The organism is Streptomyces sp. NPDC002851 (assembly GCF_053591935.1).
This window is the reverse complement of record NZ_JBSFUT010000030.1, coordinates 1-22445: the sequence shown is the minus strand read 5'-3', so window position 1 is coordinate 22445 and position 22445 is coordinate 1. Positions and strand designations below refer to the sequence as shown.

Here is a 22445-nt window from a genome sequence, read left to right as displayed (position 1 = left end):
GACATGAGTGGAATTCTCGAGGGCAAGCGCGTCCTGATCACCGGTGTGCTGATGGAGTCGTCCATCGCCTTCCACACCGCCAAGCTGGCCCAGGAGCAGGGCGCGGAGATCATCCTCACCGCCTTCCCGCGGCCCACGCTCACCGAACGCATCGCCAAGAAGCTCCCGAAGCCCGCCAAGGTCGTCGAGCTGGACGTCAGCAACGACGAGCACCTCGCCCGCCTCGAGGACGTCGTGCGCGAGGAACTGGGCGGCCTGGACGGCATCGTCCACTCCATCGGCTTCGCCCCGCAGGACGCCCTCGGCGGCAACTTCCTGAACACGCCGTTCGAGTCGGTGGCCACCGCCATGCACGTCTCGGCGTTCTCGCTGAAGTCGCTGACCATGGCCTGCCTGCCGCTGATCCCGGAGGACACCGGCGGCGCCGTCGTCGGCCTGACCTTCGACGCACAGTTCGCCTGGCCGCAGTACGACTGGATGGGCCCGGCCAAGGCCGCTCTTGAGGCCACCAACCGGTACATGGCCCGCGACCTGGGCAAGCGGAACATCCGCTGCAACCTGGTCTCGGCCGGACCGATCGGCTCCATGGCCGCCAAGTCCATCCCCGGCTTCTCGGAGCTGGCGAGCGTCTGGGACAGCCGCTCCCCGTTGACCTGGAACCTCGAGGACCCCGAGCCCGCCGGCCGCGGTGTCGTCGCGCTGCTCTCCGACTGGTTCCCGAAGACCACCGGCGAGATCGTCCACGTCGACGGCGGCCTGCACGCGATCGGCGCCTGACCGGGCCGTTCTTCAGTAGCGCCCGTTTCGTGGCGCGCGCACCTTCTGTGGCGCGTACGTCCCCGACGGCTCTCTCTATGTGGCGCGTACGTTCCGACGCCCCGTTTCCCGCAGCGCGCGGGAGGCGGGGCGTCGCCCATTCGGACCCACGGGCCGCGCGCCCGCCGCCCGGACTGCGCATGCTGGGAGCGGAGTTCGCGATGTCCCCCTTGAGGTGCAGCCGCGGCGGAAAGGTCACGTCGACGAGCCGCCGCAGTACGGCCGAGGAGGTCCCCAGGTGCGCAGGCCCCGCAGCGTCGTTGCCGCCCTCGCCGGATGTGCCGCCCTCCTGGCCGCCCTCTCGTCGTCACTGCCCTCGGAGGCGCTCACCGCCCGGCCGCGCGCCGCCGACGGACCCCGGGAACAGGCCGAGGAGAACCGGCCGAAGCCCTTCGGCGCCCAGTGCCGCACCACCGTCCAGGGCACCCGCGTCGTCGCGTACTGCCACAACCCGTATCCGGAGACGGACTGGCTCACGCTGCACGTGGAGTGCGCGCGCTGGTGGGACATCGACTCCGACGGCGCGCGCGTGGCGGTGGGGCCCGCGATGACCGTGCGGCTCGACGGCCGCTGCTGGAAGGAAGTCGGCGCGGCCTGGGTCAGCCACAGCCGCTGAACCGCGGCCCGGTCGGCGGGTCCCGCGGAGGTCAGGCGCCCTGGTCGTCGAACAGCTCCGGGCGGCACATGAAGGGATAGCCGGCCGCCTCCGCGGCCGCGGTGTCGGCGTCGCCCGCGCGGATCGCGTCCAGGAGCCGCGCGTGGTCCATGTGGTTCTCCGGGCGCAGCTGCTCGCCCACGTCGTGACGGAGCCAGGAACGCAGGACGTCGCCGAGGTCGGCGTACAGCTCGGTCAGGACGTCGTTGTGGCCCGCGGCGACCACGGCCTGGTGGAAGGTGGCGTCGGCCTCGATGAAGGCGTCCCGGTCGCCCGCGGCCCACGCCTCCTCGCGGCGCACGAGCAGCGCGTCCAGCTGCTTGAGCTCGCGCTCGGTGCGCCGCTCGGCCGCGTGCCGGGCGGCCGTGGACTCCAGCGTGGAGCGCAGCTCGGCGATGTGCCGCGGATCGGCGTCGGCGAACCTGCGGTGCATGACGCCCGCCAGCTCACTCGTCGCCACTACGTAGGTGCCCGAGCCCTGCCGGATGTCGAGCAGACCGTTGTGCCCGAGCGCACGGACGGCCTCGCGCACGGTGTTACGCGCCACCCCCAGCTGCTCGACCAGCTCCGGCTCGGTCGGGATGCGGGAGCCCACCGGCCAGTCGCCCGAGGTGATCTGGTTCCGCAGTTCGGCGATGACCTGGTCAGAGAGGGCGGAGCGCCGTGGGGACGACAGCGGCATAGGGCTTCCTTTGTCGGGCGGCCGGGAACGTCGAGGGATCTTAAAGCACGTCAGCGATTGGACAACCAATCATCCCATGATTCTATGATGGCGCACATGCCACGCGAGGAAGCCCAGACGACGACCCTGCCCCCAGCCCGTACGACCGGCGATGCCGCTCCCGCTGAACCGGCCGCCCCCGCCGAACCGGCCGCCACGCGCGCGTGGCTGATCCGGCTCGTTCCGGTCGGCATCGTCCTCGCGGCCCTCAACCTCCGCCCCGCCATCACCAGCCTCGGCGCCCTCCTCGAAGAGGTGCGCGACGGGCTCGCCATGAGCGGCAGCGTCGCCGGACTGCTCACCTCCGTACCGCCGCTCTGCTTCGCGATCTTCGGGGCGACCGCGCCGCGCCTGGCCCGCCGCTTCGGACCGGGCGCGGTGGTCTGCGCCGGTATGGCTGCGATCGCCACCGGCCTTGTGGTGCGGCCGTTCGCGGGCGGTACGGCCGGATTCCTCGCCGCGAGCGCGCTCGCCCTGATGGGCATCGCGGTCAGCAACGTACTGATGCCCGTCATCGTCAAGCGCTGGTTCCCCAACCGGATCGGCTCCATGACCGGCCTCTACTCGATGGCCCTCGCCCTCGGCACCTCCGTGGCCGCCGCCGCCACCGTCCCCATGACCCAGGCCCTCGGCGGTGAATGGCAGACCGGACTGGCCGTCTGGGCGCTGCTCGCGGCCGTCGCGGTCCTGCCGTGGCTTCCCCTCGTACGCGAGCGGGGCATGGGCACACAGGGCACCACTGGAGGACAGCCGTCCGCCGACCGGGAGCGCGCCGCCAGCACGGAGCGCCAGGCCGACGGGCTCCGCATCACGCGCAGTCGCACCGCCTGGGCGCTCGCCGCCTTCTTCGGCCTCCAGGCCACCGGCGCGTACATCACCATGGGGTGGATGCCGCAGATCTTCCGGGACGCCGGAGTCTCCGCCTCCACCGCCGGTGTGCTGCTCGCGGTCACCATGGCGATGGGCGTGCCGCTCTCCTTCGTGATCCCCCGGGTCGCCGGGCGGATGCGGCAGCAGGGGCCCATCGTCGCGGTGCTCGGCCTGTGCGGCCTCACCGGTTACGCGGGCCTGTTCCTCGCCCCGGCAGCCGGAGCCTGGGCCTGGGCCCTGCTGCTCGGCGTCTCCAACTGCGCCTTCCCGCTCGCCCTCACCATGGTCGGCATGCGCGCGGGCACCGGCGTGGGCGTGGCCAAGCTCTCCGCCTTCGCGCAGAGCACCGGCTACCTCATCTCCATCCCCGGGCCGCTGCTCGTCGGCGTCCTCTACCAGCACAGCGGGGGCTGGGGGCTGCCCATCGCGCTGATGGCCGGGCTCATGGTGCCGCAGATCGCCGTGGGCTTCCTGGCCGGACGGGACCGCATCATCGAGACGGAGTGCGCCCGGGCGGCCTGACGGATCCGGGGGGCGGCTCGGCCATGGGTTGGTCATGGGTCGGCCACCCCCGCCGCCGCAGAGCGGGCAAAGGGTGCGAGACTGGCCGCATGCCTGTGCTCGAGCCGAACCCCCAGAACGGCCAGAAGAAGCTGCTGATCGTGCTCGGCGCGATGCTCGCCGTCAGCGTCGTCATCGGCGTGATCGCCTCCATCGCCTCACCCTGATCCGCGGTGGGGCCAGCTGATCCGCGGTGGGGCCAGCACCCCCATCCCCTAGGGGGCCAGTCTGAGGGGCAAGTAGGTGGATCCCCCGATGGGCACGACGCCGCCGACTCCGTAACTTCGAGATGTGCCGCGAACACGCGGCGCCACGAACCTCGAACCTGCCCTCAGCGGAGGCGACATGTCGGCCCTCTTGCCCACCAGGCACACAGGCCCCGGGCCCACCCCGCGGAACCGCGGCGGCAAGGTCACGCTGCCGTGGTGGGCGGTGGTCCTGCCCGCGATCGCCTTCGCCGCGCTGCTCCTGCTGATACTCGACCCGTCCCGGACCCACGCCTCGCCCGACGGCTCGGGGCTCCTCGACCACCTCGGCCACATACGTCGGAGCCTGCCCTTCTGACGGCCTTGACTCCCCGGTCACTCATGCGGGGAGACCACGTCAACTCCCTGCGCTCCATGGTGCGTTTCATGCGAAGCTGGGATGCATGAGCGTCGATACACCCCGCAGGATTGTCCTCCTCCGACACGCGAAGGCCGACTGGGGACAGGAGTCCGACCACGAGCGCCCGCTCGCCGACCGCGGCCGCAAGGACGCCTCCATCGCCGGCCGCAGGCTGGCCGAGACCGGCATCGACTTCGATCTGACCCTCTGCTCGACCGCGACCCGGACCCGTGAGACCTGGAAGCTCGCCGTCGCGGAACTGCCGCACCGGCCCAAGACCGTCTACGAGGAGCGGCTCTACGAGGCCTCGCCCGGCGAGCTGATCGCCGTGCTCAACGAGGTCCCGGACGAGACGGGCGACGTACTGATCGTCGGCCACAACCCCGGCATGCAGGGGCTGGCCGACATCCTCGCCGGAGCCGTGGAGGGCGACGCCCAGACCAGGATGGCGCGACGGGGCTTCCCGACCTCGTCCATCGCGATGCTGTCCTTCCGCGGCTCCTGGAAGGCGGTCGAGCCGGGAGTGGCCACGCTGCTCGAGTACTGGACGCCGCACGAGTAGGGCGACGTCGTACGGGGGCAATGCCGCACGGGGGGCGATGCCGCACGGGCTGGACGGCGCGCACCGGCCTCATGGGCTACCGGACGCGCGCCGTCGGCCGTGCCACGGGAGGGGGAGGGGTTGGGGGGGGAGGGGGGACCCCCGAGCCCGGGAAGCGTCACCGGCAGACCCGGAAAGCGTTCACCGACCCCAAGCCCCGCGCCCCGCCTGCCCGCCCCGTGAGGCAAACAGCCCGGCACCTGGCCCGAGGAAACACCCCGGCATCCCGCCCGAAGCAAATGGCCTGCCGCCCGGCCCGAGGCAACGCCCCGGCATCCCGCCCGAAGTAAATGCCCCGGCGCCCGGCCCGAGGCAACGGTCTGCCGTCCTGACCGAGGCAAGCCCCGGCGCCCGACCAATCGACCTAGCCCTGAGCCGGCCCCCCGTCATCATGCGTATCCGCCAGCTCTACCTCCTCGCGCGTAACTCCGAGCAGGTAGAGCACGGTGTCGAGGAAGGGGAAGTTCACGGCGGTGTGGGCGGCCTCGCGGACGACCGGCTTGGCGTTGAAGGCGACGCCGAGGCCGGCGGCGTTGAGCATGTCGAGGTCGTTGGCGCCGTCGCCGATCGCGACCGTCTGCTCCAGCGGGACCCCGGCCTCCTCGGCGAAGCGGCGAAGGAGTCGTGCCTTGCCCGCGCGGTCCACGATCTCCCCGGTGACCCGGCCGGTCAGCTTGCCGTCCACCACCTCCAGGGTGTTGGCCTGGGCGAAGTCGAGGCCGAGCCGCTCCTTCAGGTCGTCGGTCACCTGCGTGAACCCACCGGACACGACGCCCACTTGGTAGCCGAGCCGCTTCAGGGTGCGGATCAGGGTGCGGGCGCCCGGCGTGAGCCGTACCTCGCTGCGCACCTTGTCCACCACGGACACATCGAGACCCTCGAGCAGGGCCACGCGCGCGTGCAGGGACTGTTCGAAATCCAGCTCGCCGCGCATCGCCGCCGCCGTCACCTCGGCGACCTCGGCCTCGCACCCGGCGTGCGCCGCGAACAGCTCGATCACCTCGTCCTGGATGAGGGTCGAGTCGACGTCCATCACGACCAGGCGCTGCGCCCGACGGTGCAGCCCCGCCGAGACCACCGCGATGTCCACGCCGCGCGCGTGCGCCTCCGTGGCGAGGACCGTGCGCAGCGGCTCCGTCGCGGTGCCGGAGACCGCGAACTCCACGGCCGTGACCGGGTACTTCGCCAGGCGGAAGATGCGGTCGATATTGCCGCCGGTGCCCGTGATGCACGCGGCGATCGCCGCGGTGGACTCGGCGGTGAGGGGATGGCCGAGCACGGTGACGTGGGAACGGCCCTCGCCGCGGGGCCGGTTGTCGCCGATCCCGGAGATGATCTCGGCCTGCATCTTCATGGACTCGGCCCAGCTGTGCACGGTGGACCGCAGCTCGCCCTCCGCAGCGGCGGGCGGGGCCGTGACCAGGGCGCAGAGCACGATCCGGCCCCGCGTGACGACCTGTTCCAGGTCTATGACATCGACGGCGAAGGCGGCGAGGGTGTCGAAGAGACCGGCGGTGATGCCGGGGCGGTCCTTGCCGAAGATCTTGACGAGGAGGGTGGGGACGTCAGCTGTGTGCGGGGGCTGCGATGCGCTCATGGTGCTTCTACGGTATCGGGCGCCACTCGAACATGGTCGGTCAGTCCCGCCTGCCGGACACCTACCCGGTCCCGCTACCCGGTCCCGCCCTCCGGTTCCGCCCGGCCCCGCCCCGGTCACACGATGACCGTTAATCCACGTTCCATAGATGTATGGAGGGATCTATACGTACCCGTAGTCGCTTGCCCTTCTCCTGCCTTTTTCGGGGGAGCCAACAAAACGGGCCTCAGGGCTTCTACGGGGCTTTCGCCAGGCCCGACTTTCGGACAGCGGGCCGAGCCTGAAATAGTTCCCCACGATGTTCGACATCCCTAGACTCCCCAAGACGGGGGCTAGCTCGGGGGACAACGTAGTGGGGCATGGAGTGCCGGAACTCGTACTGGAATTGAATGGACAGACCTGGACGCTGGATCCGTCCCGGTCTTATGCGCTCGGACGCGATCCGGGCGGCGATGTGGTGATCGACGACGCTCGGGTGTCGTGGCGTCACGCCACCATCAGCTGGGGCGGCCGGAGTTGGGTCATCGAGGACCACGGCAGCACGAATGGCACGTTCGTGCAAGGGCACCGGATCCAGCACATGGAGATCGGCCCGGGCTCGGCCGTGCACCTCGGCAATGCGACCGACGGCCCGCAGCTGAACCTCAGCGGCGCCGCGGACACCGCCGGTGCCATGGCCGGGCAGCAGACACCTCAGCAGGCGCAGCAGTTCCAGCAGGGACAGCACGGACACCAGGCGCAGCAGCCGCACGCGCACCAGGCGCCGCCCATGCACCAAGCGCCCCAGCACGCCCAGCAGCCGCACCCCCCACAGCAGGGCGGCTGGGCACCTCAGCAACCACAGCATCAGCCGCCCCACCAGGGCCAGCAGCCCCACCAGGCTCAGCCGCAGGCGCCTCACCAGCCTCAGCAGGGCCAGCAGCCCTACGCCGCCCAGCAGCAGGGCTGGCCGCAGCAGCCCGCCCAGGCTCAGCACCCCCACGTACCGCAGCAGCACCAGCCGACTGCCGACCCGTACGCCCATCAAGGCCCAGGTCAGGGCCAGGGCCAGGGTCAGGGCGCAGGCGCCGCGCCCGCCCATGGCGACCGCAGCCCCACCACCTTCCACCAGGTGGCTCTCGGCCACGTCATGCGGATCGGCCGTGCCCTCGAGAACGAGCTGGTCGTCTCCGACCTCCAGGTCTCCCGCCACCACGCCGAGTTCCGCACGACGCCCGACGGCCGTTTCGAGATCCGCGACCTCGGCTCGCACAACGGCACGTACGTCAACGGCCAGCCGCTGGCCAAGTCCGGCACCGCGCTGATCGGCCCGAACGACATCGTCGGCGTCGGCCACTCCACCTTCCGCGTGGTCGACGGCCGCCTCGAGGAGTTCGTCGACACCGGTGAGGTCAGCTTCGCGGCCCGCCACCTCACGGTCACGGTCGACGGCGGCAAGCAGATCCTCAAGGACGTCTCGTTCGGCGCCCCCGAGAAGTCGCTCATCGGCGTCATCGGCCCCTCCGGCTCCGGCAAGTCCACGCTCCTGAAGGCGCTCACCGGTTACCGGCCCGCCAACCAGGGCGACGTCATGTACGACAACCGGAACCTGTACCAGCAGTTCGCCGAGCTCCGGCACCGTATCGGCCTGGTCCCGCAGGACGACATCCTGCACAAGGAACTCAAGGTCAAGACGGCCCTCGCCTACGCGGCCAAGCTCCGCTTCCCGGACGACACCGCCGCCGCCGAGCGCGAGGCCCGGATCAACGAGGTACTCGCCGAGCTCAAGCTCGACATCCACGCCGACAAGCGGATCACCTCGCTCTCCGGCGGCCAGCGCAAGCGCGTCTCCGTCGCCCTCGAGCTGCTCACCAAGCCGTCGCTGCTCTTCCTGGACGAGCCCACCTCCGGCCTCGACCCGGGGATGGACCGCGACGTCATGCAGCTGCTCCGCGGTCTCGCCGACGACGGCCGTACGGTCCTCGTCGTCACGCACTCCGTGGCCGAACTCGGTCTGTGCGACAAGCTCCTGGTGATGGCGCCCGGCGGCGGCGTGGCCTACTACGGTCCGCCGGACGAGGCGCTCAACTTCTTCGGCTACGACAGCTGGGCCGATGTCTTCTCGGCCTTCGAGAACTACCGCGACTACGACTGGATGGGCCGCTGGCGCGGTTCGCAGCACTACCAGATGTACGCGGCCGACGTGGACGCGGCGCCGCAGCAGCAGCCGATGGCCGTCGACCCGTACGCGCAGATGGTCCGCCCGCCGAAGACACAGGGCTGGGGCTCCCAGCTGTGGACGCTGGTGCGCCGCTACGTCTCGGTGATCGCTTCTGACAAGTCGTTCCTGATCCTGTCCTTCGTGACACCGATCCTGCTCGGTCTCGTCAGTACGGTGATGCCGTCCGACTACGGCCTGACGGCGCCCCTGGGCAAGACCAACGGTGATGCGGGCCCGATCCTGCTGATCCTCGCGGTCGGCGCCTGCTTCTCCGGAGCGGCCAACTCCGTACGTGAGTTGATCAAGGAGCGGGTGATCTACGAGCGCGAACGCGCCACCGGACTCTCCCGCTCCGCGTATCTGATGTCGAAGGTGATCGTCCTGGGCGTGGTCGCCGCCATCCAGGGCATCCTGATGTGCATCGTCGGCTTCATCCCGCGCGATCTGCCCGAGGAGGGCCTGCTCGCGTCGAACCCGGCGATCGAGATGACCCTGGTGATGGTGTTCTTCGGGGCCACCTCGATGATGTTCGGCCTGATCATCTCCTCGCTGGTGAAGACCTCCGAGAAGACCATGATCCTTCTGGTGCTCTTCGCCGTCGTCCAGGTCGTGTTCACGGGCGTCCTGTTCAAGCTGTTCGACAGCCCCGGCGTCGAGCAGTTCGCCTGGCTGATGCCGGCCCGCTGGGCCCTCGGCGCCCTCGGCACCACGACCGACCTCGGTCGCCTGATGCCGATGGACAAGCAGAACCCGACCAACACCGACCCGCTGTGGGAGCACGACCTCAGCCAGTGGCTGACGAACATGGGCGTCCTGGTCGCCATGGGCATCATCTGCGGCTTCGTGGTCATCCGGCTGCTCCGTCGGCACGAGCCCGAGGTCATGCGCAAGTGACCGGCTGATCAACGCATACCATCCGACGCTGAAGGGCGGCACCCCGCACGGGTGCCGCCCTTCAGCGCATGTTCAAGGGGTCAAGGTCTGCCTCAGTAGGCGCCGTTGACGTTGTCGATCGAGCCGTAGCGGTCGGCCGCGTAGTTGGCGGCGGCGACGATGTTGGCGACCGGGTCGTACTGGCTGTGGGCCGTGCCTTCGACGTGGTACGCGTCGAAGGTGGGCTTGATGACCTGGAGCAGGCCGATCGAGGGCACGCCGTTCTGGGCGTTGATGTCCCAGTTGTTGATGGCGCGCGGGTCACCGGCGGACTCACGGATGATGTTCCGGTGCAGCCCGTCGTACGAGCCGGGGATGCCCTTCTGCTTCATGATGTCGAGGGACTGGCGAATCCAGCCGTCGAGGTTGTTGGCGTAGACCGGCTTGCGCGCGGCGGCGCGGGAGGCGGCCTCCTTGGCCTCGCGCTCCTTCTTCGCCTTCGCCGCGGCCTCGGCCTTGGCCTTCTCCTCGGCAGCCTTCTTGGCGGCGGCCTCGGCCTTGGCCTTCTCCTCGGCGGCCTTCTTGGCGGCGGCCGCGGCGTCCTTGGCCTGGGTGTCGACAGCGGCGTGCTGCTTGGTGACGCTGGTGTGGACCTGCTTGCTGGCGGTCCACGCCACCGGAGCGGCAGAGACCTCGGTTGCCGACGCGTCATTGCCCGGCACGAAGGAGAAGGCGAGGGCGGCCGCGCCGAGCGTGGCCACACCGGCGATCGAGAACTTCTGGCTCTTGGTCAGGCGGGAGGAATGACCAGGGGTGCTCGTGCTGAGCTTGGGCATGACTTTGGACCTCTTCGAATAGCGGAGAGCGCTCCTTTTCACTGCCGGCGGGACATTGAGTCCGGCAAAAGCGCCGTGGTCCGAAAAACCACGGCGCCGAGCGACGAGAGCCATTCTTAGCGGCCGCAAAATTCTGTGGCAAAGGTGTGACGTACGACCCCGGTTAGTGGATCAGGGGGTCCAGGTATGTCCCGAATACCCAGTAGCTATGTCCCGATTACCCGCTCCTGCGCCGTTCACGGGACCTTTACAACTCCACTAGGGACCTTCGTACGTGACGTGCGCCCTATGCGCGGGCTCACATCGACCACGTAACAGTCTCACCAGCAGTTGCCCGAGCAATTCATACGGTGACGATCCTCGTCCGGAAGTAGGAGGTGGCTGTCACCGAACTCGTGCCAGAGGTAGAGGCGTTCCACTGCCTCGGTATAAGCCCTGGCCACGGCGGTCTTACCGGCAAGGGCCTCGAGCATCAGGAGATGGGACGCCGCCGGTTCGTGCAGCCCGGTGAGCAGACCGTCGACGACCCGCACCCCGCGCTCCGCCGTCACCACGAGATCCGTCCACCCGGAGGCCGCGGCGACCGTACCGGCCGGGTCCGCCGCCGATTCGACGGCCCGCACCGCGGTCGTGCCGACCGCGACGATCCGCCCGCCGCCCGCCTTCGCGGCGTTGATCAGGTGCGCCGACGCCTGGGGCACCGCGAACCGCTCCGGATACGGCGGTTCGTGCGCCTCGGCCGACGCGACCCCGGTGTGCAGCGTGACCGGCGCGAACTGCACACCGCGGAGCACCAGGTCCGTCACCAGCCGCGCCGTGAAGGGCCGCGCCGCGCTCGGCATCTCCGCCGAGCCGGTGCCGTCGGGCTCCGGCAGCGAAAACACCGTCTGGTACGCGGACAGCGGCTGGTCCCGGTCCGTATAGGAGTAACGAATCGGCCGCCCGCATCGGCGCAGCAGCCCGGGCACGCCGTGCACCCCGTCGCCCGCCCACACCCGGGCCCACCACAGCCGCGTCCCCGCCGGGTCGAGCGGCTCCTCCAGGATGAGCCGACCGCCCCCGTCGAGCCGTACTTCAGTACCCGCGGGACCGCCCGCACGCGCGCGCGTGGTGCCCGAACCGTCGGGTTCCCGCAGCTCAACGGCCCACCGCTCGTCATCGCCCCGGGTGGAGAAATGCACCACCACGCGCGCGTGCCCCAGGACTCCGTCGACCGCGGCAGGCAGCGTCGGTGAGGTGTTCACCACAAGGAGGTCACCGGCGCGCAGCAGCTCGGGCAGTTCCACGAAGTCGTGGTGCGCCACCCGCTCGCCGTACGACACCAGCAGCCGCACCCCGTCCCGATCCCGCCCCGGCACCCGCTCCTCCACCGGCACCCGCGCCGAAAGCCCCGGCGGCACCCGCAGCCCCGCGACGGCGCTCGCACCGGAGCCCGTGACCGTCACCCCGCTCACCGCGCCACCAGGAGCTCGGGCGCCGCATAGCGACCGCTGGCCGGACGCTCGTCCAGGAGCCGCAGGAAGCCCGGCACCACCGACGCGGGCAGCGGCCGCGCCGAGTAGGCGTCGTGGTCGTCGTGGTTGTCGAGCGGTACCGCCGCCCGATACAGATCGGTGCGCATGTCCCCGGGGTCCACCGCCCACACCCGAAGGTCCGGCTCCTCCACCGCGAGCACCGCGGACAGCTGGTCGAGCGCCGCCTTCGACGCCCCGTAACCGCCCCAGGTCTCGTACGCCTCCACCGCGGCGTCCGAGCTCAGGTTGAGGACGGCCCCCGCCCCGGCGGCCCGCAGCAGCGGCAGCGCCTCGCGTACGAGGGCGAGCGCCGCCACCACATTGGTCTCCAGGGCCTGCCGAAGCCCGTCGAGCGACAGCTCCGCAAGGCGTACGAGCGGTTCGGCACCCAGCGCGCTCGCGTTGTTCACCAGCAGGTCGAGCCCGCCGAGCACCCGTGCCTCGGCCACCAGGGCGCCCCGGTGCCCGGCGTCCGTGACGTCCCCGGGCAGCGCCACCACGCGCGCGCCGTACCCCCGTAGCTCCTCGGCCGCCTCCCGGAGGGGCGCCGCCGAGCGCGCGTCCAGGACGAGGTCCCAGCCCCGCCCGGCGAGCGCGGCGCCCAGCGCCCGCCCGAGCCCCTTCGAAGCCCCCGTGATGATCGCAACCGGCATGCCGACCGTCCCCTCTCACCCGTCAGCCCCGGCCAGGTCGCCGGGTCTGCCGCCAACGTAGGAACGGGCCGGGGCCCGGCGCTTCGTACCACGGAACCCTTCACCGAAGGCCCTTCGCCCTAGGCCCGGGCAAGGGCCCTGAGACCTAGTCCCTGAGCCCTAAGCGGCCGCGTCGCTGGTCCGATACGCGCTGTCACACCCCGCCGGTACGGTGAGGCCATGAGTGAAGGTCCCCAGGCCGGACTGCACGCGGTGAGTTCCGCGCTGCTGGCCATGAGCAGGCACCTGGAGGTGCGTGACGTCCTGAAGACGATCGTGGCCTCCGCCCGCGAACTCATTGACGCGGAGTACGCGGCGCTCGGTGTGCCCGACGACCACGGCGGCTTCGCCCAGTTCGTGGTCGACGGCGTCTCCGACGAGCAGTGGCGGGCCATCGGACCGCTGCCCCGTCAGCACGGCATCCTCGCCGCGATGCTGCACCAGGACGGCCCCGAGCGTCTCGCCGACGTACGCAAGGACCCACGCTTCGGCGGCTGGCCGAAGGCCCACCCGGACATGTCCGACTTCCTGGGCCTGCCGGTGCGGGACGGCGACGAGACCATCGCCACCCTGTTCCTCGCCAACAAGAAGTGTCCCAAGCCGGAAGGCGGTTGCGGCTTCACCGAGGACGACGAGCGGTTGCTCGGCATCCTCGCGCAGCACGCGGCGATCGCGCTCACCAACGCTCGCCTCTACGAACGCAGCCGCGAGCTCACCATCGCCGAGGAGCGCTCCCGGCTCGCCCACGAACTCCACGACGCCGTCAGCCAGAAGCTCTTCTCACTGCGCCTGACCGCGCAGGCCGCCGCCGCCCTGGTGGACCGCGACCCGGGCCGCGCCAAGGGCGAGCTCCAGCAGGTCGCCGCGCTCGCCGCCGAGGCGGCCGACGAACTGCGCGCCGCCGTCGTCGAGTTGCGCCCCGCCGCGCTCGACGAGGACGGCCTGGTAGCCACCCTGCGCACCCAGGTGCAGGTCGTCGACCGGGCCCACGCGGCCAGCGTCACCTTCGACGCCGACGGCGTGCGCGCCCTGCCCGCCGCCCAGGAGGAGGCACTGCTGCGCGTCGCCCAGGAGGCGCTGCACAACGCCCTGCGGCACTCCGGCGCCGACCGCGTCCGCGTCGCCCTCAGCAAGCGCGGCCAGGGCGCGGCGCTCCATGTCACCGACGACGGCAGCGGGTTCGACCCGTGGGCGGTGCGGCGCGCCGGACGCCACCTCGGCCTGGTCTCGATGCGGGACCGGGCGAGCGGCGTCGGCGGGCGGCTCACCGTGCAGTCCGAGCCCGGTAAGGGCACCACGATCGAGATGGAGGTCCCCGGTGGCTGAGGAAGAGAGGGGCAGCGCGCAGCGCTTCGATGGAAGGGCGGTGGCGGGCGACGGGCGGGCAATCAAGGTCCTCCTGGTCGATGACCATCAGGTGGTCCGGCGCGGATTGCGTACCTTCCTGGAGATCCAGGAGGACATCGAGGTCGTCGGCGAGGCGTCGGACGGCGCCGAGGGCGTCGCGCGCGCCGAGGAACTCCGGCCCGACGTGGTCCTGATGGACGTCAAGATGCCCGGCATGGACGGCGTCGAGGCGCTCCGTAAACTCCGCGAACTGGACAACCCGGCCAAGGTGTTGATCGTCACGAGCTTCACCGAGCAGCGCACCGTCGTCCCGGCCCTGCGCGCCGGAGCGTCCGGTTATGTCTACAAGGACGTGGATCCGGACGCCCTCGCCGGTGCCATCCGCTCGGTACACGCGGGCCACGTTCTGCTGCAGCCCGAGGTGGCGGGCGCGCTGCTCGCCCAGGACGAGCAGGGTGGCCCGCAGAGCAGGGGCGGTTCGCTCACGGACCGGGAGCGCGAGGTGCTCGGCCTGATCGCCGATGGCCGCTCCAACCGCGAGATCGCCCGCGCCCTCGTCCTCTCCGAGAAGACGGTCAAGACCCATGTGTCGAACATCCTGATGAAGCTGGACCTGGCCGACCGCACCCAGGCCGCCCTCTGGGCCGTACGCCATGGCCTGACCGGCTGATCGACCGCGTCTGTGCGGTGAGCGACACGGGCTGTACGGCTGATCGGCACGCCCGGTGCGGCTGATCGACGGACGCTCGCCCCCGGACCATTCATGCCTTCGTGTGGATCTCCGCAAAGCGGCGCATCTCAGGCGTATTCGGCCGTTCTCCAAAACGTATCTGCGGCGGTCGGCCGCAGCGTTCGCAAGGAGGAGCCAGAAGTGAAGAACCTGAAGAGCGTCGCGGCCGTCGCCCTGGTCGCGGGCGGCCTGGTCATCGGCGGCGGCGCCGGCACCGCCTCCGCGTGCAACGCGCACGGGCACGGGCACGGGCCCTGCGGGGGCGGGGGCGGGGGCCAGACCGGCGACGTCCTCGGCGGTCACGGCAAGGACGGCAAGGGCAAGGAGGGTAAGGGGAAGGACGGTAAGGGCAAGGACGGTAAGGGCAAGGACGGTAAGGGCAAGGACGGCAAGGGAGACAACAACGGGGGCATGAACGGCCTGCCCGGCGGCGGCGGTGGCGCGGGCGCGAACGGCGTCGCCGTGAAGTCCCCAGGCATCGGCTCCGGCAACCAGGTCCAGGCCCCGGTCCACGTCCCGGTCAACGCGACGGGCAACTCCGCCAACGTGATCGGCGTCCTGAACCCGGCCTTCGGGAACGGCAGCATCAACGCCTGACGGACACCCGGCCCAACCTCCTCGTCGGCCCCTTGGGACTCGTTCCCCGGGGGCCGTCGGTGTGTACGGGCGCCGCCAAGTTCCGCAGATCATCTGCTTATTGACTCGAATGGGGGTATCGGACCCCCGCCCCGTGTCATCCGCTTGGCCCAGCGCGTTTCTCAGCGTGCGACTCCGCGGCTGGGGTCGCAAAGACCGTAACTCCCGGGAAAATCCCGGACCTTGCAGGAGGAACACTTTCCATGAAGATTGCCAAGAAGGCCGCCCTGGTCATCGCCACCGCTGGTCTCGCCGCAAGTGCGGGCGCGGGCGCGGCGTTCGCCGCTGCCGACGCCAACGGCCACGCCGTGCACTCCCCGGGCGTCGGCTCCGGCAACCAGGTCCAGGCCCCGGTCCACGTCCCGGTCAACGCGACCGGCAACTCCGTCAACGTGATCGGCGTCCTGAACCCGGCCTTCGGGAACCTCAGCACCAACAGCTGAGACGACCCGAGGCAGATACCGGGCCGGAACAGGTACCGAAAGGCCCCGCGAGCCACACCGGTTCGCGGGGCCTTCCGCACGACTTCCCGAACCCGCCCGCTGCATCCCGCCCGCGACGTCCCGGCCTCGGCGTCCCGCGGCGTCGAGCCGCACCTACCCCCGCGACTCCACCGCCGAGTTGTAAGCCGCCACCTGCGCCCGCCGAGCCGTCCGCTCCACCGGTCGCAGCGCCTGCGCCCGCGCCGACATCTCGGAGGCGCTCACGGCCCCGCCGTGTCCGTTCTCGTACGCCAGGGAAATCATCAGCCCCACGCGCTGCGCGAGCTCCAACACCCGTACCGCACGCGCCGGATACCCCGGCGCGAGCACCTCGCGTCCCGCCTCCGCCCGCGCCCGGTACGCGTCCACCGCCGCCTCCGCGACCGGACCCGAACCGGCCACATCGAGCCGCGAGAGCACCGTGGTCGCCTCCCTCAGCGCCTCCGCCAGCTCCCGCTCCGCTTCGCTCAGGGTCGGTACGTCCGCGGGCGGCGCCTCCCGTACCGGCAGACAGTGCCAGAGGACCTCCACGTGCCGGTCGGCCGCGTCCGGGCCGGAACCGGCCTCGTACACCTCGGGCACGAGCCCCAGCGCGACGCCCTGGCAGATCACCGCCTCCTCCGCCTCCATGGCCCGGGCGTTGAACTCCGGCGGCCCGCTCAGGCCGAGCGGATGCCCGGGCGCGGGCAGCGCGACCCGGAGCCCGGTCGCCCCCAGGGCCCGCAGCCGGCCGAGCGCCAGCGTCAGACCGACCGGCCCCGTCTCGCCGGGCAGCCCCTCGACCCGGTGCACCGCATCTTCGCCGACCATCGCGAGAACCGCGTCATCCGGTGACACAAGCCCAGCAATCAGGGCATTTCCCCAAGAGGCCAGCAGGCCCGACCGTGGTTCCGTGAGCATGGACACCAGCCTAAGGACCGTACTGGCCGATGGAGTGCCCGGCGGGTGGCGTAGGTTTTCCCTGGGGGCTGCGCCCACAGGCGCGAGCGAAGGCCGAGATCTGCAATGGGAGACAACGCGCTCATGAGCGATGTTCTGGAGCTGGTGGACGTATCCGTGGTCCGTGAGGGACGTGCCCTCGTCGACCAAGTCTCCTGGTCCGTCAAGGAAGGCGAGCGCTGGGTGATCCTCGGCCCCAACGGCGCGGGCAAGACGACGCTCCTCAACGTCGCCTCCAGCTACGTCTTCCCGAGCACCGGCACCGCCACCGTCCTCGGCGAGACGCTCGGCAAGCCCGGCACCGACGTGTTCGAGCTGCGCCCGCGCATCGGCATGGCCGGCATCGCGCTCGCCGACAAGCTCCCCAAGCGCCAGACCGTCCTGGAGACGGTCCTCACCGCCGCGTACGGCATGACCGCCACCTGGCACGAGGACTACGAGGACGTCGACGAGCAGCGCGCCCGCGCCTTCCTCGACCGCCTCGGCATGACCGACTACGTGGACCGCAAGTTCGGCACCCTCTCCGAGGGCGAGCGCAAGCGCACCATGATCGCCCGCGCCCTGATGACCGACCCCGAACTGCTGCTCCTGGACGAGCCGGCCGCGGGCCTCGACCTCGGCGGTCGCGAGGACCTCGTACGCCGCCTGGGCCGCCTCGCCCGGGACCCGATCGCCCCGTCGATGCTGATGGTCACGCACCACGTCGAGGAGATCGCCCCCGGCTTCACGCACGTCCTCATGATCCGCCAGGGCAAGGTGCTCGCCGCGGGCCCGATCGAACTCGAGCTCACCTCGCGCAACCTGTCGCTCTGCTTCGGCCTCCCGCTCGTCGTCGAGCAGCAGGGCGACCGCTGGACCGCGCAGGGCCTGCCCATCAGCTGAGCGTCGACTCAGCGTCGCTGAGCCCGCGTTGGCACCCAGGCGCCCTGTCCACGGGGCAGCCTTGCCGCCTACCATGACCACGTGGACATCGACGCGTGGGTGTGGTGGCTGATCGGTGCGGTCGCCCTCGGTATTCCTCTAGTAGTGACCGCCATGCCGGAGTTCGGCATGTTCGCCGTCGGGGCCGTCGCCGCCGCGGTGACCGCGGCACTCGGTGGCGGCATCGTGCTTCAGGTCGTGGTGTTCGTCGTGGTCTCGGTCGCGCTGCTCGCGGTCGTACGCCCCATCGCGGCGCGACATCGTGCGCAGCAGCCCCAACACGCCTCCGGAGTCGAGGCGTTGAAGGGCAAACAGGCGGAGGTCCTGGAGCGCGTGGACGGCAGAGGCGGCCGGGTCAAGCTCGCGGGCGAGGTGTGGTCCGCCCGCGCCTTCGACGCCTCCCAGTCCTATGAGGTGGGCCAGCACGTGGACGTCGTCGAGATCGACGGCGCTACAGCGATCGTGATGTGACGGAAAACGGTACGCGCCCGACGGTGGTCTGACAGACTCACCATCAAGATCCTCTAGAGCTCGAAGGGCACAGGGAGCACGATGCAACCGATCATCATCGTCCTCATCATCCTGGTGGTGTTGGTTTTCATCGCCCTGATCAAGACGATCCAGGTGATCCCGCAGGCCAGCGCCGCCATCGTGGAGCGCTTCGGACGGTACACACGCACGCTCAACGCGGGCCTCAACATCGTGGTGCCGTTCATCGACACGGTCCGCAACCGCGTCGACCTCCGCGAACAGGTCGTGCCCTTCCCGCCGCAGCCGGTGATCACCCAGGACAACCTGGTGGTGAACATCGACACGGTCATCTACTACCAGGTGACCGACGCCCGCGCGGCCACGTACGAAGTCGCCTCCTACATCCAGGCGATCGAGCAACTCACCGTCACCACACTGCGGAACATCATCGGTGGCATGGACCTCGAGCGGACCCTGACCTCCCGCGAGGAGATCAACGCCGCACTGCGCGGCGTCCTCGACGAGGCCACCGGCAAGTGGGGCATCCGCGTCAACCGCGTCGAGCTGAAGGCGATCGAGCCGCCCACCTCCATCCAGGACTCGATGGAGAAGCAGATGCGCGCCGACCGGGACAAGCGCGCCGCGATCCTCACCGCCGAAGGTATCCGCCAGTCCGCGATCCTCACCGCGGAAGGCGAGAAGCAGTCCGCGATCCTCAAGGCCGAAGGTGAGGCCAAGGCCGCCGCCCTGCGCGCCGAGGGTGAGGCCCAGGCCATCCGTACGGTCTTCGAGTCCATCCACGCCGGAGACCCGGACCAGAAGCTGCTCTCCTACCAGTACCTCCAGATGCTCCCGAAGATCGCCGAGGGCGACGCCAACAAGCTCTGGATCGTGCCCAGCGAGATCGGCGACGCCCTCAAGGGTCTCGGCGGCGCGATCGGCAACTTCGGCCCGCTGAGCGGCGGTTCGGGCACCCCTCCGACGGTCTCCGTCCCCGCTCCGGCCAGTGAGCGCCGCGAACAGCCGCCGCTGGACTGACGGCTCACGTCCCGTAGCGCTGAGATACGCACAGAAGCGCGGGCGCCCGCCTCTACAAAGAGACGGACGCCCGCGCTTCGCTCGCTATTTACGGTCGTTATTTACGCTTGTTACTTACGGTCGTTGGTTACGCCGCCGCAGGCTGCGGCAGCCAGTCCGGCAGCGCCCCACGGCCCTCCGCGCCCAGGGCGAGCAGCATCGCGTCCCGCGGCGTCGGCACGAACGGTTCGGTCAGCAGCGGCATCCCCGCCTGCTCCGGCGTACGGTCGGCCTTCCGATGGTTGTCCGCCGAGCAGGACGCCACCGTATTGAGCCAGGTGTCGCCGCCACCCTGGGACCGCGGCACCACATGGTCCACGGTCGTCGCACGCCGACCGCAGTACGCACACCGGTGCTGGTCCCGGATCAGGACACCCCGCCGCGACCATGGAGCCTGTCTTCGGAACGGCACCCGCACATACCGGCACAGCCGGATGATCCGCGGCACCGGAAGCTCCACGGCCGCCGCGCGCATCCGCAGTTCGGGGTGGGCCTGCTCGACCACGGCCTTGTCCTGAAGGACCAGCACGATGGCTCGGTTCAGTGACACCGTCGACAGCGGCTCGAAGCTCGCGTTCAGTACCAGCGTGTCCCGCATCGCGCCCACCCTCCCGTGTGCATCCGTCCACCCCACGGCGGACTGGATCAACTCTGGCCGGGCGCGCCGCGTGGGACAACGCAATAAAAATGCCCGCCCCTGATCACCTTCATGACCAGGGGCGGGTAAACAGACCGTGAACGATCGGGTCATTAACGGTTCTTGACCGGTACGGGGCTCAGCCCTCGTCCGGCGCGGTGTACTCACCGATCAGCTGCGCGCGCGCAAGGGTGTGGAACCGCAGATTGAAGCCGACGACCGCGGGCGAGGCATCCGCGTCCGGACCCAGCTTCTCCTGGTCCACCGCGTACACGGTGAACACATAGCGGTGCGCACCGTCCCCGGGCGGGGGAGCGGCGCCGCCGAAGTCCTTGTTCCCGTAGTCGTTCCGCGCGTGCACGGCGCCCTCGGGCAGCCCCGCGAACTTGCCGCTGCCCGCACCCGTCGGCAGTTCGGTGACCGACGCCGGAATGTCGAAGAGCACCCAGTGCCAGAACCCGCTGCCCGTAGGCGCGTCCGGATCGAAGCACGTCACGGCGAAGCTCTTGGTCTCCGCCGGGAACCCCTCCCACCGCAGCTGCGGCGACACATTGCCGCCGGACAGGACCTGGGCGTCACCGAGCACCTCGCCCGGCGCGACGTCCTCGCTCAGGACCGTGAACGACGGCACCTGCGGCAGGAAGTCATGGGGAAGCGGCGGCCTCTTGTCAGTCACATCAAACCTCCAGTACGGCGGTCAAGCCTGCACCGCCGAGCCTAGAGCCAGTTCCGCTTGCTCCCGACCGCCGACAGCCACTCGTTCAGGTAGGCCGCCCAGTCGGTCCCCTGGAAGTCCTGGAGACCCACCGTGAAGTGCCGGTACGAGTCGCTGCCCTCGCTGAAGAGCCCCGGCTTCTTGTCCATCTCGAGTACGACATCCATCTCGCGGTCGTCCGCGACAAAGCTCAACTCGACCTGGTTCAGGCCCCGGTACTGCTGCGGCGGCGCGAACTCGATCTCCTGGTAGAACGGCAGCTTCTGCCGCGTACCCCGGATGTGCCCGCGCTCCATGTCCGCGCTCTTGAAGCGGAAGCCCAGCTGAATGAAGGCCTCCATGATCGCCTGCTGCGCCGGCAGCGGGTGCACGTTGATCGGGTCCAGATCCCCGGAGTCCACGGCGCGGGCGATCTCCAGCTCCGTGGTCACGCCGATGTTCATGCCGCGCAGCGGCGTGCCCTCGATAAAGGTGACCGGCGTCTCCCACGGGATCTCGAGCCCGAACGGCACCGCGTACACCTGCCCCGCCTGGAGCTGGAAGGCCCCGCCCAGGCTCTGCTTGGTGAACTCGATGTCCTGCTTGACCTCCTGGTCGCCGCCCTCGACCTCGACCCGCGCCTGCAGTCCGACGGCCAGGCCCTCGATCTGCTGGTCGACGTTCCCGCCCTGGATCCGCACCTCACCCTGGACGACGCCGCCGGGCACGACGTTGACCTCGGCGAGCTCCGTCTCCACCGACGCACCGCCGGCCCCGATGCTCGCAAGCAGCCGCTTGAACCCCATGACTCTCCTCCCCGGACCCGTGCGCAAGGCTCGTTCCGAAAGACCTGTATCTCCGACCAGTCATCTCTGACCACTAGAAACGCGAACCGGCCAAGTCCGGTTCCGCGCCCTCACCCTGGCGGCCCGGGAATCCCTTGACCACCCGTGTGCCTACGTACTTTGGACTACGCTCGTACGCCATGATCGCGGCCCCTGACCGTACGCCCCTCACCCGGTCCTTCTTCGCCCGCCCCGCACTGGAGGTGGCGCCGGACCTCCTGGGCCGCACGCTGGTCCGCCGCACGCCGGAGGGCGCGATCGAACTCCGGCTCACCGAGGTCGAGGCGTACGAAGGGGAGTCCGACCCCGGATCGCATGCTTATAGGGGACGCACCGCCCGCAACGGCGTGATGTTCGGCCCGCCCGGCCACGCGTACGTCTACTTCACCTACGGGATGTGGCACTGCCTCAACCTGGTGTGCGGCGAGGAGGGCACCGCGAGCGCCGTCCTGCTGCGCGCGGGCGAGATCACGGCCGGGGCCGAGCTGACCCGCGAACGGCGACAATCGGCCCGCAACGACAAGGAACTCGCCAAAGGCCCGGCCCGCCTGTGCACCGCCCTGGCCGTGGACCGCGCGCTCGACGGCGCCGACGTCTGCGCCGGCCCTGGGGGCGTGTTCTCCCTTCTCGCCGGTACGCCGCCCCCGCGCGACCAGGTGTGCAACGGTCCGCGCACCGGGGTCTCCGGTGACGGTGGCGTCCACCCGTGGCGGTTCTGGGTCCTCAACGACCCGACGGTCAGCCCATATCGGGCCCACGTACCCAAGCGACGCCGGACTTGACGCTCCCTGGCGGGGTCCGTAATGTAGTCCGAGCCGCTTGAACCGGGTACTGCCTTTGACAGCAGCCGGAAGCGGCCAACCCACTCACTGTGACACCCTCAAACGGGGTCCATTTTGGCATGCCGAAATTCGACTCCGGAGACTCGATTATGAGTTGCCGAGGGAATCCGCTAACGTGGTGGAACGCCGAAAGGCGAATGGCTCTCCAACGGCCACGGATTCGAATTCTCGAACCGCTCCCGATGGGAACGGAACGGGAAAAGGATCTGGTAAGGTTGGAAACACCGAAGGGAAGCGCCCGGAGGAAAGCCCGAGAGGGTGAGTACGAAGGAAGCGTCCGTT

The 22445-nt window shown here is 70.2% G+C and carries 24 protein-coding genes; 15 read left to right on the top strand and 9 right to left on the bottom strand.

The features are described from left to right. Positions 1-3: 3 nt before the first annotated feature. Positions 4-777: an enoyl-ACP reductase FabI gene (gene fabI / locus ACWD10_RS27155; RefSeq protein ID WP_451095452.1), complete on the top strand. Its 774-nt coding sequence runs from the start codon at positions 4-6 to the stop codon at positions 775-777. Positions 778-1054: 277 nt separating this feature from the next. Continuing rightward, entirely contained in the window at positions 1055-1432 is a 378-nt protein-coding gene (locus tag ACWD10_RS27150; protein WP_451095450.1) for a hypothetical protein, read from the top strand. Positions 1433-1463: 31 nt separating this feature from the next. Here ACWD10_RS27150 and ACWD10_RS27145 read toward each other — a convergent pair whose 3' ends face one another. Further along, the gene (locus ACWD10_RS27145) at positions 1464-2153 is read right to left on the bottom strand and encodes a FadR/GntR family transcriptional regulator (protein WP_451095448.1); all 690 of its coding nucleotides are present in this window, start codon (positions 2151-2153) and stop codon (positions 1464-1466) included. A gap of 96 nt (positions 2154-2249) precedes the next feature. Here ACWD10_RS27145 and ACWD10_RS27140 point away from each other — a divergent pair, with 96 nt between their 5' ends. The 4 genes from ACWD10_RS27140 (at position 2250) to ACWD10_RS27125 (ending at position 4791) form a co-directional block, all read left to right on the top strand. After that, a complete protein-coding gene (locus ACWD10_RS27140) occupies positions 2250-3584 on the top strand; it encodes a CynX/NimT family MFS transporter (protein ID WP_451095446.1) in 1335 nt (444 codons plus the stop codon). A gap of 89 nt (positions 3585-3673) precedes the next feature. Next, positions 3674-3790 (top strand): SGM_5486 family transporter-associated protein, encoded by a 117-nt coding sequence (locus ACWD10_RS27135; RefSeq protein ID WP_451095444.1) that lies wholly within the window; start codon positions 3674-3676, stop codon positions 3788-3790. Positions 3791-3968: 178 nt separating this feature from the next. After that, positions 3969-4187: a hypothetical protein gene (locus ACWD10_RS27130; protein ID WP_451095442.1), complete on the top strand. Its 219-nt coding sequence runs from the start codon at positions 3969-3971 to the stop codon at positions 4185-4187. Positions 4188-4272: 85 nt separating this feature from the next. After that, positions 4273-4791: a SixA phosphatase family protein gene (locus ACWD10_RS27125; RefSeq protein ID WP_451095440.1), complete on the top strand. Its 519-nt coding sequence runs from the start codon at positions 4273-4275 to the stop codon at positions 4789-4791. Positions 4792-5194: 403 nt separating this feature from the next. On the opposite strand, the gene serB is transcribed toward ACWD10_RS27125, so the two are convergent. Beyond that, a complete protein-coding gene (gene serB / locus ACWD10_RS27120) occupies positions 5195-6427 on the bottom strand; it encodes a phosphoserine phosphatase SerB (protein ID WP_451095438.1) in 1233 nt (410 codons plus the stop codon). Positions 6428-6779: 352 nt separating this feature from the next. On the opposite strand from serB, the gene ACWD10_RS27115 reads away from it, so the two are divergent. Continuing rightward, the gene (locus tag ACWD10_RS27115) at positions 6780-9521 is read left to right on the top strand and encodes an FHA domain-containing protein (protein ID WP_451095436.1); all 2742 of its coding nucleotides are present in this window, start codon (positions 6780-6782) and stop codon (positions 9519-9521) included. Positions 9522-9613: 92 nt separating this feature from the next. Here the strand turns inward: ACWD10_RS27115 and ACWD10_RS27110 are convergent, their stop codons facing one another. The 3 genes from ACWD10_RS27110 to ACWD10_RS27100 all read right to left on the bottom strand — a co-directional run bounded on the left by ACWD10_RS27110 (position 9614) and on the right by ACWD10_RS27100 (position 12503). Then, entirely contained in the window at positions 9614-10336 is a 723-nt protein-coding gene (locus tag ACWD10_RS27110) for a transglycosylase SLT domain-containing protein (RefSeq protein ID WP_451095434.1), read from the bottom strand. A 320-nt stretch (positions 10337-10656) separates the two neighbouring features. Next, positions 10657-11790, bottom strand: coding sequence for an S-adenosylmethionine:tRNA ribosyltransferase-isomerase (locus ACWD10_RS27105; RefSeq protein WP_451095432.1), 1134 nt, complete (start codon positions 11788-11790; stop codon positions 10657-10659). Continuing rightward, positions 11787-12503, bottom strand: coding sequence for an SDR family NAD(P)-dependent oxidoreductase (locus tag ACWD10_RS27100; protein ID WP_451095430.1), 717 nt, complete (start codon positions 12501-12503; stop codon positions 11787-11789). Before ACWD10_RS27100 ends, ACWD10_RS27105 begins: the two co-directional genes overlap by 4 nt. Before the next feature lie 219 nt (positions 12504-12722). Here ACWD10_RS27100 and ACWD10_RS27095 point away from each other — a divergent pair, with 219 nt between their 5' ends. The 4 genes from ACWD10_RS27095 (at position 12723) to ACWD10_RS27080 (ending at position 15698) form a co-directional block, all read left to right on the top strand. Next, complete coding sequence (locus ACWD10_RS27095; RefSeq protein ID WP_451095428.1) at positions 12723-13868, top strand: GAF domain-containing sensor histidine kinase; 1146 nt, start codon at positions 12723-12725, stop codon at positions 13866-13868. Positions 13869-13908: 40 nt separating this feature from the next. Then, entirely contained in the window at positions 13909-14559 is a 651-nt protein-coding gene (locus tag ACWD10_RS27090; protein WP_451095603.1) for a response regulator, read from the top strand. Positions 14560-14760: 201 nt separating this feature from the next. Then, on the top strand, positions 14761-15216 hold the full coding sequence (locus ACWD10_RS27085; RefSeq protein WP_451095426.1) for a chaplin: 456 nt from the start codon (positions 14761-14763) through the stop codon (positions 15214-15216). Between the two features lie 242 nt (positions 15217-15458). Beyond that, positions 15459-15698 carry a chaplin gene (locus ACWD10_RS27080; RefSeq protein ID WP_451095424.1) on the top strand — a complete coding sequence of 80 codons (240 nt, stop codon included), beginning with the start codon at positions 15459-15461 and terminating at the stop codon, positions 15696-15698. 153 nt (positions 15699-15851) lie between these two features. Here the strand turns inward: ACWD10_RS27080 and ACWD10_RS27075 are convergent, their stop codons facing one another. Further along, positions 15852-16637 (bottom strand): hypothetical protein, encoded by a 786-nt coding sequence (locus tag ACWD10_RS27075; RefSeq protein WP_451095422.1) that lies wholly within the window; start codon positions 16635-16637, stop codon positions 15852-15854. A gap of 123 nt (positions 16638-16760) precedes the next feature. Here ACWD10_RS27075 and ACWD10_RS27070 point away from each other — a divergent pair, with 123 nt between their 5' ends. From ACWD10_RS27070 to ACWD10_RS27060, 3 genes are all read left to right on the top strand, one after another. Beyond that, complete coding sequence (locus ACWD10_RS27070) at positions 16761-17558, top strand: ABC transporter ATP-binding protein (RefSeq protein ID WP_451095420.1); 798 nt, start codon at positions 16761-16763, stop codon at positions 17556-17558. A gap of 81 nt (positions 17559-17639) precedes the next feature. After that, positions 17640-18068 carry an NfeD family protein gene (locus ACWD10_RS27065; protein WP_451095418.1) on the top strand — a complete coding sequence of 143 codons (429 nt, stop codon included), beginning with the start codon at positions 17640-17642 and terminating at the stop codon, positions 18066-18068. Positions 18069-18149: 81 nt separating this feature from the next. Then, positions 18150-19106, top strand: a complete 957-nt coding sequence (locus tag ACWD10_RS27060; RefSeq protein WP_451095416.1) for an SPFH domain-containing protein — start codon at positions 18150-18152, stop codon at positions 19104-19106. A 127-nt stretch (positions 19107-19233) separates the two neighbouring features. Here the strand turns inward: ACWD10_RS27060 and ACWD10_RS27055 are convergent, their stop codons facing one another. The 3 genes from ACWD10_RS27055 to ACWD10_RS27045 all read right to left on the bottom strand — a co-directional run bounded on the left by ACWD10_RS27055 (position 19234) and on the right by ACWD10_RS27045 (position 21282). Then, positions 19234-19743 carry an HNH endonuclease gene (locus ACWD10_RS27055; protein WP_451095414.1) on the bottom strand — a complete coding sequence of 170 codons (510 nt, stop codon included), beginning with the start codon at positions 19741-19743 and terminating at the stop codon, positions 19234-19236. Between the two features lie 178 nt (positions 19744-19921). Then, positions 19922-20458, bottom strand: coding sequence for a YbhB/YbcL family Raf kinase inhibitor-like protein (locus ACWD10_RS27050; RefSeq protein ID WP_451095412.1), 537 nt, complete (start codon positions 20456-20458; stop codon positions 19922-19924). A gap of 41 nt (positions 20459-20499) precedes the next feature. Further along, positions 20500-21282 carry a sporulation protein gene (locus ACWD10_RS27045; RefSeq protein WP_451095410.1) on the bottom strand — a complete coding sequence of 261 codons (783 nt, stop codon included), beginning with the start codon at positions 21280-21282 and terminating at the stop codon, positions 20500-20502. Positions 21283-21461: 179 nt separating this feature from the next. Between ACWD10_RS27045 and ACWD10_RS27040 the strand changes: the two genes are divergently transcribed. Beyond that, the gene (locus tag ACWD10_RS27040; protein WP_451095408.1) at positions 21462-22103 is read left to right on the top strand and encodes a DNA-3-methyladenine glycosylase; all 642 of its coding nucleotides are present in this window, start codon (positions 21462-21464) and stop codon (positions 22101-22103) included. The last annotated feature ends 342 nt before the right edge of the window (positions 22104-22445 follow it).